The sequence below is a fragment of the Comamonas sp. B-9 genome (genome assembly GCF_000410635.1).
Lineage (GTDB): Bacteria > Pseudomonadota > Gammaproteobacteria > Burkholderiales > Burkholderiaceae_C > Comamonas.
Window position 1 is genome coordinate 4,410 of record NZ_KE148655.1, and the last position, 10,968, is coordinate 15,377.

A 10,968-nucleotide genomic window follows, 5' to 3' on the forward strand; every position below is an offset into this window, starting at 1 on the left:
CTTCGGTCTGCGGCGCGCCGGGCGGGCTGGCGGTCTTGAACAGCTCGGTGGCCACGGGGCCGGGGGCAATGACATTGACGGTGATCTGGTCCGTCGCCAGCTCCAGCGCCCAGGTGCGGCTCATGCCGATGACGGCGGCCTTGGTGGCGCTGTAGGCGGTGCGGTTGGGCTTGCCCAGCGCGGCGCGCGAGGAGATATTGACGACGCGGCCGGCGCGCGCCTGGCGCATGCCCGGCAGCAGCGCCTGCATGCAGACCAGGCAGGCGTTCACGTTCAGCGCCATGGCCTCGTTCATGTCGGCCACGCTGGTATGGGCCAGGTCGGTGGTGTGGGCCAGCGCGGCGTTGTTGACCAGGCCGTAGAAGGGGGCCTGCGCGGCCAGGTCGCTGACCAGCGCCCGCGTGCCGTCGAGGTCCATCAGGTCACAGGCGATGAACTGCTCATCGGCCCGCGCATCGGCGGGGATGCTGCGCGCCAGGCCAATGGTCTGGTAGCCCTTGTCGGCGAGGTAACGCATCGTGGCGCGGCCAATGCCCCGGCTGGCGCCGGTGACCAGGACGCGGGGTTGGCGGGAGCTGTCTGTCATGCCAGGCCTTTCAGTAGTTGCCGACCGATGATGGTCTTTTGCACTTCGGTGGCACCTTCGTAGATGCGCATCGGGCGGACTTCGCGGTAGAGGCGCTCGACCACGCTGCCGCAGGTGATGCCCATGCCGCCCCACAGCTGCACCGCTGCATCGACCACCTGGAAGGCGGCCTCGGTGCCCTGCATCTTGGCCATCGCCGCCTCGGTACTGATGCGGCGCTGGCGCACATCGCGCAGCCAGGCGGCCTTGTGCACCAAGAGGCGTGCGGCTTCCAGCTGCGTGGCCATATCGGCCAGCTTGTGCTGCACGGTCTGCATCTCGGCCATCGCCTGGCCATAGAGCTGGCGCTGGCTGACCCGCGCCAAGGTCTCATCGAGCGCGCGCTGGCCCATGCCCAGCGCTGCGGCCCCCACCGAGCTGCGGAAGATATCGAGCACGCCCATCGCCACCTTGAAGCCCTCGCCGGGCTGGCCCAGCAGCCGGCCCGCCGGCACCTTGCACGCGTCAAAATGGATCTCGGCCAGCGGGTGGGGCGCAATGATGTCGATGCTGCGGTGAATGCGCAGGCCCGGGGTGTCGGCATCGACCAGCAGGGCCGACAGGCCGCTCGCGCCCCTGGCCTCTTCGGTGCGGGCGATGACGACGTAGAAGTCGGCAATGCCACCGTTGGAGATATAGGACTTGGCGCCATCGAGCAGGTAGTGGTCGCCTTGCAGCACGGCCCGCGTTTTGGTGGCGGCCACGTCCGAGCCGCCATCGGGCTCGGTCAGCGCAAAGGCTGCCACTTTGCGGCCCTGGCTGCAGGCGTGCACATAGGGCGCCACCAGCTGCGCATCACCCTTTTGCCAGAGCGCGGCACTGCCGATGCCCTGCATGCTGAAGACAAAATCGGCCAGCGGCGCGTAGTAGCCCAGGCATTCGCGCACCAGGCAGATGGCGCGCAGGTCCACCGTGGGCGGCATGCCATCGGCCATCGCCGGCGCTGCGTATTCGAGCAGGCCATGCTGGGCGAGGCTGTGCAGCCAGTGGGCGCACTCGGCCTGCAAATCCTGCGGGGTTTCATCGGCCAGGCGCGCGCGGTTGTGGCCGATCCAGCCGTTGAGCCGGGCGATGACCTCGGCATGCCGCGCGTCAAAAAATGGCGTCTCGGCCAGGGTCCAGCTGTGCTTCATACGCTGGCCTCCTGGGCGAGCAGGTGCTGCGCCAGGTCGCGCAGCTCGTTGCGTTTGACCTTCTTGCCATTGGGGCCCATGGTTTAGGGAAAGGTCTCGACCCGGAAGATGCGGATGGGTACCTTGTAGCGCGCAATCTGCTGCTGCAGCCGGGCCTTGATCGCCTCTTCGTCCCAGCGCTGGTCTGCGGTATCGCTGGGCTCCAGCACAAAGGCCACCGGGCGCGAGCTGCCCGAGGCATTGACCGCTACCACCTGGCAGGCACTGGCGCCGCACAGCGCCATCACCGACTCTTCGATCTCGGCCGGGTTGACCAGGAAGCCGCCGATGCGCAGCACATCGCCCAGGCGCGAGATATGCGTGAAGCCGCCATCGCCATTGAGGTAGCCCAGATCGCCCGAGCGCAGGAAGCCGTCGTCGGTGAAGGCCTGCTGCGTGGCCTGCGCGTCGTGCAGGTATTGCTGCATCAAGGTGGGGCTGTAGAACTCCAGCTCGCCGGGCTCTTGCGCCTCGGCGAGGGCGCCGGTCTCCAGGTTGCGCACGCGCACCCGCGCCTGCGGGCAGACCGGAAAACCGCCGGACTGGGCGCGCCGGGGCAAGGGGGCGGCCGGGTCCTGGTGGGCAAACAGCGCAAAGGTCTCGCTCATGCCAAAGCAGCCGACCATCGGTATGCCGTACTGCAAGGCACGGGCGGGCAGCGCATCGAGCCCGGGCACAAAGTTGGCATGGCCAAAAAAGCGCAGCGCCTGCGGCTGCCAGCCAGCGGGCAGGTCGGCGATGAGCTTGTCGACCATGTCGTTGGTGCCAAACATATGGCTGATGGGCTCCTGCTGCAGGCAGGCTGCGGCGCGCGCGGTGTCGAACACCTCATGCAGCACCAGGCAGGCGCCAGCGGCCAGGGTGGCCATCGCTGCGGTGTAGCCAAATGCCCCGCACAGCGGCAAGGCCAGCAGGCTGCGGCAGCTGGTGTCGATGCCAAAGCCGGGTGCCACATCCTGCGCATGCTGGGCCACGCTGGACTGGCGGTGCACGATGAGCTTGGGCTGGCTGGTGGTGCCCGACGAGGACAGGATGATGCAGGTCTGATCGCCCTGGCAGGCGCTGGGGTGCTGGGGTGTTGCGGGTGCTGCCATCAGCGTTTGCCAGGGCTGGATGGGCAGCGCCGTGCCAGCGACTTGCATTTGGCCCGGGTTGCTGTGGGCCGGGCCCAGGCTGGCATCGATCAGGCACTGCAGGCTGCCGCCTTGCTGGGCCAGGATCTGCTCCAGGCTATTGCCGGGCAGCAGGCTGGCAGCACTCGCGGCAGCGCCATTCATCACGGCCAGCGCATTGGCGGTGGCGCGGTCAAAGGCCAGCGCCTTGCAGCCGGAGCGGTCGATAAAGCTGCTGATCTCTTTGACGCCGAGCTTCAGGTTGAGGCTCAGGGTGGTGATGCCCAGCTGGGCGCAGGCCAGGTGCAGCAGCAGCCAGTGGGGGGTGTTGGGCAGCCACAGGCCCAGCACATCGCCGGCCACCAAGCCTTGCTGGCGCAGGCCGTTGGCGCATTGCTGCACCTCGCTGCGCAGCTGCGCATAGCTGTGGGTGCTGGCGCCAAACTGCAGTGCGGGCGCGTCGTCGGCGCCCAGTGCCAGCAGGCTGCGCACATCGTTGGCCCGCGCGCCGCCGGGCGCGCTGGCCATGGGTTGGGATGTCATAGGCGGCTTTCAGACGGTGGCGACCGGGGTGACGGGCGAGCCGACGGCACCGGGCAGGCGCAGCGCCGGCGCGGTCAGCATGAAACGGTAGCGGCCATGGGCCTGCAGCCACTGCGCCAGCGGGTGCAGGTACCACAGCTCACCAAAGGGCATGCCGAGCTTGAACAGGCACAGCTCATGCAGTGGCAAAAAGGCGCAGCTGCCATCGACGGGCCGGCCCGGCACCGATTCGATGCCGTAGTTGTCGGCCACCAAGGTGGTGATGTGGCTGTCGATGATCCACTGCTGCAGCTCGGGATCGCGCCCATCGAGCACCGCGCCGACGGTCTCGGGCATGTCGGGCTTGGGCGGGCCATCGCAGGCAAGCAGCAACTCGCTAAAGCCGGTGTAGAGCGCCACGATGTCGCCCTGGGTGACCTCGATGCCATCGGTCTTCAGCACCTCCTTGAGCATCTTGCCCGACACCAGGGTGTGGCCGTCGCCAAAGTGGCGGCGCAGGTTGACCAGCACGCCCCGGCCCTGGATGGCCTGCTCGGCCAGGCGTTCCACGCCCAGCGCCTTGGCGCGGGACTGGCCGCCCATGTCCGGCAGGTCATCGGGCGCCAGAATGTCGATACCGGCCTGGAAGCCGTTGTAGTAGACCAGCTCGTCGACGCCATCGCCATTGATGTCGAAATGGCTGCCCACGTGCGAGAGCGCATCCCACTGCGTCGAGTACTGCAGGTAAATTTCGGCATAGTCGTCGCTGACCACGTCGGTGTAGAGCGGGTTCTCTCGCGAGAGCGCAAAGTTCAGCCCCGGGCCCAGTGGCCGGCGCGAGGGCTTGATGATCGGCGGGTGGCGGCGCGGGTTGAGCGCGTTGCCGCCGGGCTTGTCCAGCGGCAGGCTCAGGCAAAAGCGCTCGCCCGTCTGTATCTCCTGTGCCGCTTCCTTGACCTTGTCCGCCGTCAGGTAGTTCAGGCGGCCGAGCTGGTCATCGGGGCCAAAGTCGCCCCAGTTCGATTGCGCGGGGCGCTGGGTCCAGCGCGGTGAGCCGGCGCTGCCGACAACAGGGGCAAGGTGCGGGGCATGTACAGGGCGGTAGGCGTTCATAGGGTTTTCCAGATAACGGGGGAGACAGCGCGCAGCGGCGATCTGCCGTAGCTTGTGCGCACCTCAAGAGGTACCGAGCAACTATGAGACGGGATGTGCCGGGATGGCAAAAGCTGGCAGCACGGATGTTCACGATATGAACTCAGGTTTTCCCGGGGCGCAGAGCCCTGCGCGCCTCGTCAAGGTGCTGCGGCTGCTCACGCGCCACCATGTGCAAGGCCTGTCGATTGCGGAATTGACCGCGCAGTCCGGGCTGGACCGCTCGACCGCAAGGCGCTTGCTGATGGTGCTGGCCCAATCTGGCTATGCGGCCAAGGATGCGGTCACAGGCCGCTACCGCTTGGGTGTTGAAGCCATGCTGACGGGGCTGGCGGCGATGGCCAAGCCGCCCATCTTTGAGGTCTGCCACCCAGTGATGGTGAACGTGGCCCGGCGCAGTGGCGACACGGTGTTTCTGATCATCCGCGTGGGCGACTTTGCCCACTGCCTGCATGTGCAGCCGGGCAGCACGGTGCTGCATGCCCACAGCCTGATGACCGGCCAGATCCGCTTGCTGGGCCAGGGCACGGCCAGCCTGGCCTTGGCTGCCAGCCTGCGCGATGCCGAACTGGAGCAGATCTACCAGCGCCGCCGGCTGGACTACGAGGCCGCCGGCATCAGCCAGGAGCGGCTGATGGACATGGTGCGCCAGACACGCAAACGCGGCCATGCACTCAGCGTCAACCTGCTCACCTCGGGCGCCACCGGCGTGGGCCTGTCCATCGAGTTCCAGACCGCCCATAGCGCGCACATGGCCGCCATCAGCGTGGCCAACCACGATGCGCAGATGGATGCGCAGCACCAGGCGCAGGCGCTGCAGGTGCTGCGCGAGGAGCTGGCCCAGGCCGGCATTGCGCAGGTGGCCTGCGGCGGGCGCAGTACGGGCAGCGCCTAGCGCGCCGTTCTGGATCTGGATCTGCGCCGGGCTGCGGGCTGGGACGCGGATGGCGCCAAGCGGCGCAGCTCCTCATCGCTGAGTATGAATTCGGGGTTGTCCACCAGGCGCTCGACCGCCAGATCGATAAAGGCGCGTGCCCGGGCGGGCTGCGAGCTTCGGCTGCCAAAGTACACAAAGTAATGGATGTACTCGGGCGTGTGCTCGACCAGCAGCGGCACGAGGCGCCCGTCGCGCAGGTAGGGCGCAGCGGTCACGCCTGCCAGTTGTCCCAGCACCTTGCCGCGCAGCACCGCCTCCAGCTCAAAGCCTTCGTCATTGCTGCAGAGGGCGGGCACGACGGGGATGTCCACGATCTGCCCGTCGATCAGCACATGCCAGGGCAGCACCTTGCCCGTTGCGGGGTGGCGGTAGGCACTGCAGCGGTGCGCTTCGAGCGCGCTGAGCGACTGCGGCGCGCCGTGCTGCTGCAGGTAGGCGGGCGCGGCGCAGATCACCATCTGCAGCGCCAGCAATTTGCGCGCAATCACCCCCTCGTGCGCCGATGCGCCGAGCCGAAAGCCCACATCCACGCGGTCTTCGACCCAGTTGCCGACCCGGTCTTCGAGCAGCACATCGGGCTGGATGCCGGGGTGCAGGTCACAGAACTCCTCGACCAGGCGCCACAGGATGGGCCCGAAGGTGCTGCGCGGCCCTGCGATGCGCAAGGGGCCTTGGAAGTCGTCCTTGCGCTGGCGGGCATTGTCCAGCGCCCGCTGCATGCCTTGCACCGACGGCTGCACCTCTTCGAGCAAGCGCTGGCCGGCGTCGGTCAGCGACATGACTCGGGTGGTGCGGTGGAACAGGCGCGCATCCAGATGCGCTTCGAGCTGCGCCAGCGCCTTGCTGGCCGCCTGGGGGCTGATGCCCAGGTCCAGCGCGGCCTTGCGCAGGCTGCCCAGCTCGGCAGCCTTGATGAAGGTGGTGACAGATCGCAGTTCGTTGAGGGCCATGCTGTGCTTTCTTGAGGTCCTATTGTCATCAATTTGGTGCTAATAAATCAACCTATTCACCACTATTCAGTATCAACGCCCTTGCTTACAGTGGGCCCACATAGGCGCTGGAATTCGCAGCGCTGCCCCCCATCACCGGAGTTATGCACCATGAAATCCTTGCTTTGCATCGCATTGGCTGGCGCCGCCACCAGCGCCGCAGCGCAGCCACAGGGCGGCGAGCCGCGCGCGGCCGTGGTGGAGGTTCGTGCTGCGGCGACCCAGCCGGCATCTACTGGGGCGGCAGACCGCTTTAGCGGTGCCGTGCGCATCACCACGCCGTTCAGCGCGCCAACGCCTGGCCGCGCTGGTGGTGGCACCGTCGCCTTTGAGGCCGCTGCGCGCACGGCCTGGCACACCCATCCGCTGGGCCAGACGCTGATCGTGACGCAGGGCGCTGGTCTGGTGCAGCAACAGGGGCAGCCAGCGCTGGCGATGCGCGTGGGCGATGTCGTCAGCATTCCGGCCCATGTGCGCCACTGGCATGGTGCGGGGCCGGGCGGGGCCATGGTGCATGTCGCCATCGCTGAGAAGCAGGACGGCCAATCGGTCACCTGGCAGGAGCTGGTCAGCGACGACGACTACCAGGCAGCCTGGCAAGGCGCGGGCCTGCAGCAGGCCGCTGCGACGCAACCGCCAACACGCCACTACCCCAGCGCAGACAGCCTCAGTGCCCGGCAACGGGCGATCCCCTTGATCGCCGCTTTGGCCGCCAGCAGCGATATGGCGCAGCTCGATGCCGCGCTGCGCCAGGGCCTGGATGCCGGGCTGAGCATCAGTGAGAGCCAGGAAGTGCTGGTGCAGCTGTATGCCTATGTCGGCTTTCCCAAAAGCCTGAATGCGCTCGCGCAGTTGATGCAGGTGCTGCAGGCCCGCCAGCAACAAGGCATTCAGGATGCAGCCGGCGCGGCGCCCAGCCGCGCAGTGGTGACCGGTGAGGACCTGATTGCCGTGGGCCGCAGAAACCAGACAGAAATCTCCGGTGGCCCGGTGCAAGGGCCGGTGATGGCGTTTGCACCGGTCATCAACCAGTTTTTGCAGGCGCATTTGTTTGGCGACATCTTTGAGCGCGACAACCTCGATTGGCAAAGCCGCGAGCTGGCCACCGTGGGTGCCTTGGCTGCCACCCCGGGTGCCGAAGCCCAGCTGCGCTCGCACATGCGCGCCAGCCTGCGCGTGGGGCTGCGTGCCTCGCAGCTGCGTGAGCTTAGCCAGGTATTGGCGGCCAGCGGCATGGCCGCAAGTGCCGAGCGGGCGCAGACCGCTCTGGCCCAGGCGCTGGCAACGAAAGGACAGCCATGAACATCCCCCAACTTTTGTGCGCGACTGCGCTGCTCAGCGGCTGCGCCACGCAGTCCGGCCCGGCTACTGCGCCTCTGCAGATCCAGTCCCAAGGCAGCTTTGCCGTGGGCGGTGTGCTGCAGCAGACCCCTGGGCGCTATGACAACAACCAGCCCACGGCGGCAGGACAGAGTTTTCATGGCGACCATCTGTATGCCTTCTACCAGGTGCCGGTGCAGCCCAAGCCGCTGCCCATTGTCATGCTGCACGGCGCTTTCCAATCTGCACGCAGCTGGGAGAGCACACCAGACGGCCGAGAGGGCTTCCAGACCTTGTTTTTGCGGCGCGGCTTCTCGGTGTACCTGGTGGACCAACCGCGCCGTGGCCGGGCCGGCAACAGCACGGTGGCCGCGATGCTGGAGCCCACACCGAATGACCAGCTGTTCTTTGACCAGTTTCGCATTGGGCAATGGCCCAGGCGATTCGACAACGTGCAGTTTGACCCGGAGCCTGAAACCTGGAACCAGTTCCTGCGCTCCATCACGCCCAATACCGGCCCCTATGACGCAGCGGTGATTGCCGATGCCATGTCGGCGCTGTTCTCCCAGGTCGGACCCGGCATCTTGTTCACGCATTCGCAAGGGGGCGGGCCCGGCTGGCTGACAGCCATCCGCAACCCGAATGTGAAGGCCATCGTGGCCTTCGAGCCGGGCAGCGGTTTTATCTTTGCGCAGCAAGATGCCCCTGAGCCCATGCCCAGCGCAGCTGGCACCCTGGCGCCCGAGATCGTGCCGCTGGACGATTTTTTGAAGCTGACCCGCATTCCCATCGTCATCTACTACGGCGACAACTTTCCGACGACACCGACGGCTGCACGGGGGCAGGACAACTGGCGGGTGCGGCTGGCGATGGCCCAGCGCTGGGTCGCTGCGGTCAACCGGCATGGCGGCAAGGCGCAGCTGGTGCATCTGCCCGAGATCGGGGTGCATGGCAACACGCACTTTCTGATGTCCGACCTCAACAACCGCGAGATCGCGGCGCTGGTGGCGCAGTTTCTCTCAACGCAGCAGCTGGACTGATCGGCGCGCAACATCCTCTCCGCCCCTACCGAAAGGCCTTCTCCGATGACCCTCCTGACCCGACGCACGCTGATGACGCATTCCGCGCTTGGCCTGTCCCTCAGTACCTTAGGAATTTTCACGATGACCACCACCACAGCGGCCGCTGCCGATGCCCCTAAAAATCCCTTCACCCTGGTCTATGCGGGTGCGATTGCCAAGAACGAACCGGGCAAGGTCAATATCCATCCGGTGACCTACCCGCTCAATGGCCTGGATATCGTTGCCAACGTCTACACCCCTGCTAACTACGATCCCCAGCAGCGCTACCCGGCCGTGGTGGTGGCGCACCCCAACGGCGGGGTCAAGGAGCAGGTTGCCGGCCTCTACGCCCAGCGCCTGGCCGAGCAGGGCTTTATCACGATTGCTGCAGACGCCGCCTACCAGGGCGGCAGCGGCGGCCAGCCGCGCAGCACCGACAAGCCGCAGTTCCGCGTCGAAGATATCCACGGCATGGCTGACTTCATCACGCGCTTTGCCGGTGTCGACCCGCAGCGCCTGGGGCTGTTGGGCATTTGCGGGGGAGGCGGCTATGCGCTCTCGGCGGCCAAGTCGGACAAGCGTTTCAAGTCGATCGCCACCTTGAGCATGTTCAACTCCGGGCGGGTGCGCCGCAATGGCTTTGCCGATTCGCAACTGGCCAGCGTGCAGCAGCGCCTGCAGCAGGCCAGCGATGCGCGGGCTGCGCAAGCGGCGGGCGGCAAGATTGCCTATGCCGGTGATGCCGACATGAGCGATGCGCAGATTGCCGCGCTCCCGTTCGAGATGTACCGCCAGGGCTACGAATACTACTGGCGCAGCCATGCGCATCCGAACTCGACGTTCAAGTACACCAGCAGCAGCCTGTTGGACCTGATGCGCTGGGACGCGACCGACCAGATCGCGCTGCTCGAGCAGCCCTTGCTGATGGTGGCAGGGACTGCCGCCGACAGCCTGTACATGACCGAGGACGCGTTTGCCAAAGCCACCGGCGCCAAGCACAAGGAGCTGTTCAAGATCGAGGGCGCCACTCACATCGAGACCTACTGGGTGCCCAAGTATGTCGATGCCGCCATGGGCAAGCTGGCGCCGTTCTACACCAAAACGCTGTAATGGCCGCCACCAACCGCTCCACGCGGCGCGCGCTCTTGGGCACCTTGGCCAGCTTGCCGGTTGTGGGGGCCGCTTCTGCGCAGCCGAACCAGGGCTGCGCGAGCAGTACGGGCAAGGTGCTGGTGGCCTACTTTTCACGCACCGGTAACACCCGTGTCATTGCCGGCCTGGTCCAGCGCAGCTTCAAAGCGCAGATCGCCGAGATAGTGCCAGCCACACCGTACCCCGAGGACTACCTGGAGACGGTGGAGCAGGCCAGGCAGGAGCGTGATGCGGGCCGCAGCCGGCCTCTGGCGCGGCCTATCGATATCGGCGGTTTTGACACGGTGTATCTGGGCTTTCCCATTTGGGGTGAAACCGTACCTCCCGTGGTGCGGGCCTTTTTGGCGGCACAGGACTGGCAAGGCAAATCCCTGGTGCCGTTCCAAACCCATGGCGGTTATGGACTGGGCAACAGCCTGGAGGTGCTGGGCGGCTACCTGGCCCAGGGCCGCCTGCAGCCAGGTTTTGCGATGGAAGCCGACCAGGAGCGGCGCACGATGACCCAGGTGACGCAATGGTTGCAGACGAACGACTGCAAGCCGCGTTGAGGGCTGGCGCGTAGGACGACAGCGCAGAACGGCGAATGTGTCGCTTTTTTGCGGAACCCCGGCGGCGCCCAGGGCTCCAAGTGCCTCCTTTGTGCACTTTTATACCGGAGCCCTGATCCATGACGACTGAAGAAATTCGTGCCACCTTGACCCTGTGCCTGCTCGCCTCGTTTGCCGATGGCGAGAAGCACGAGCGTGAGCGCGAGCAGATCCGCCAGGTCGCCGAGGGCCTGGCGGCCGACCAGCAGATCAACTTGCCCCACCTCTACCAGGATGTGCTGCTGCGCCGCGTGCAATTGGGCGATGTGCTGGCCCAGCTGCAGACCACCGAGGCGCGCCAGCTGGCCTATGAGATGGCGCTGTGCGTCTGCGAAGCCG

General features: G+C 66.5%; 10 protein-coding genes and 1 pseudogene. 6 read left to right on the forward strand and 5 right to left on the reverse strand.

Going from position 1 to position 10,968, the window contains the following annotated elements:
• The 4 genes from H928_RS29235 to H928_RS0121740 all read right to left on the reverse strand — a co-directional run.
• Positions 1–586 (reverse strand): SDR family NAD(P)-dependent oxidoreductase (locus H928_RS29235; RefSeq protein WP_021028378.1); only part of this gene is annotated, 586 nt, incomplete at its 3' end.
• The gene (locus tag H928_RS0121730) at positions 583–1,758 is read right to left on the reverse strand and encodes an acyl-CoA dehydrogenase family protein (protein ID WP_021028379.1); all 1,176 of its coding nucleotides are present in this window, start codon (positions 1,756–1,758) and stop codon (positions 583–585) included. The genes H928_RS29235 and H928_RS0121730, both read right to left, overlap by 4 nt.
• 83 nt (positions 1,759–1,841) lie before the next feature.
• A complete protein-coding gene (locus H928_RS29240; protein ID WP_239645044.1) occupies positions 1,842–3,452 on the reverse strand; it encodes an AMP-binding protein in 1,611 nt (536 codons plus the stop codon).
• 9 nt (positions 3,453–3,461) lie between these two features.
• Positions 3,462–4,544, reverse strand: a complete 1,083-nt coding sequence (locus H928_RS0121740) for a cyclase family protein (protein WP_021028380.1) — start codon at positions 4,542–4,544, stop codon at positions 3,462–3,464.
• Between the two features lie 136 nt (positions 4,545–4,680).
• On the opposite strand from H928_RS0121740, the gene H928_RS29245 reads away from it, so the two are divergent.
• A complete protein-coding gene (locus H928_RS29245) occupies positions 4,681–5,478 on the forward strand; it encodes an IclR family transcriptional regulator (protein WP_021028381.1) in 798 nt (265 codons plus the stop codon).
• On the opposite strand, the gene H928_RS0121750 is transcribed toward H928_RS29245, so the two are convergent.
• Positions 5,475–6,470 carry a LysR family transcriptional regulator gene (locus tag H928_RS0121750; RefSeq protein WP_021028382.1) on the reverse strand — a complete coding sequence of 332 codons (996 nt, stop codon included), beginning with the start codon at positions 6,468–6,470 and terminating at the stop codon, positions 5,475–5,477. The genes H928_RS29245 and H928_RS0121750 overlap by 4 nt on opposite strands.
• A 150-nt stretch (positions 6,471–6,620) precedes the next feature.
• Here H928_RS0121750 and H928_RS0121755 point away from each other — a divergent pair, with 150 nt between their 5' ends.
• The 5 genes and pseudogenes from H928_RS0121755 to H928_RS0121775 all read left to right on the forward strand — a co-directional run.
• Complete coding sequence (locus tag H928_RS0121755; RefSeq protein WP_027011238.1) at positions 6,621–7,811, forward strand: carboxymuconolactone decarboxylase family protein; 1,191 nt, start codon at positions 6,621–6,623, stop codon at positions 7,809–7,811.
• Positions 7,808–8,869, forward strand: coding sequence for an alpha/beta fold hydrolase (locus H928_RS0121760; RefSeq protein WP_027011239.1), 1,062 nt, complete (start codon positions 7,808–7,810; stop codon positions 8,867–8,869). The genes H928_RS0121755 and H928_RS0121760 overlap by 4 nt, the downstream gene beginning before the upstream one ends.
• A gap of 123 nt (positions 8,870–8,992) precedes the next feature.
• The gene (locus H928_RS0121765) at positions 8,993–10,000 is read left to right on the forward strand and encodes an alpha/beta hydrolase (protein ID WP_021028385.1); all 1,008 of its coding nucleotides are present in this window, start codon (positions 8,993–8,995) and stop codon (positions 9,998–10,000) included.
• Positions 10,000–10,590, forward strand: a complete 591-nt coding sequence (locus H928_RS0121770) for a flavodoxin (RefSeq protein WP_021028386.1) — start codon at positions 10,000–10,002, stop codon at positions 10,588–10,590. Before H928_RS0121765 ends, H928_RS0121770 begins: the two co-directional genes overlap by 1 nt.
• Positions 10,591–10,709: 119 nt before the next feature.
• A pseudogene (locus H928_RS0121775) lies at positions 10,710–10,968 on the forward strand (GTPase); the annotation flags it as partial.

Excerpts from the sequence above, each read along its gene's own strand:
- H928_RS29245 (WP_021028381.1), top strand. The coding sequence starts at position 4,681 with ATGAACTCAGGTTTTCCCGGGGCGCAGAGCCCTGCGCGCCTCGTCAAG.
- H928_RS0121760 (WP_027011239.1), top strand. The coding sequence starts at position 7,808 with ATGAACATCCCCCAACTTTTGTGCGCGACTGCGCTGCTCAGCGGCTGC.
- H928_RS0121770 (WP_021028386.1), top strand. The coding sequence starts at position 10,000 with ATGGCCGCCACCAACCGCTCCACGCGGCGCGCGCTCTTGGGCACCTTG.
- H928_RS0121750 (WP_021028382.1), bottom strand. The coding sequence starts at position 6,470 with ATGGCCCTCAACGAACTGCGATCTGTCACCACCTTCATCAAGGCTGCC.
- H928_RS0121765 (WP_021028385.1), top strand. The coding sequence starts at position 8,993 with ATGACCACCACCACAGCGGCCGCTGCCGATGCCCCTAAAAATCCCTTC.
- H928_RS0121730 (WP_021028379.1), bottom strand. The coding sequence starts at position 1,758 with ATGAAGCACAGCTGGACCCTGGCCGAGACGCCATTTTTTGACGCGCGG.
- H928_RS0121755 (WP_027011238.1), top strand. The coding sequence starts at position 6,621 with ATGAAATCCTTGCTTTGCATCGCATTGGCTGGCGCCGCCACCAGCGCC.
- H928_RS29240 (WP_239645044.1), bottom strand. The coding sequence starts at position 3,452 with ATGACATCCCAACCCATGGCCAGCGCGCCCGGCGGCGCGCGGGCCAAC.
- H928_RS0121740 (WP_021028380.1), bottom strand. The coding sequence starts at position 4,544 with ATGAACGCCTACCGCCCTGTACATGCCCCGCACCTTGCCCCTGTTGTC.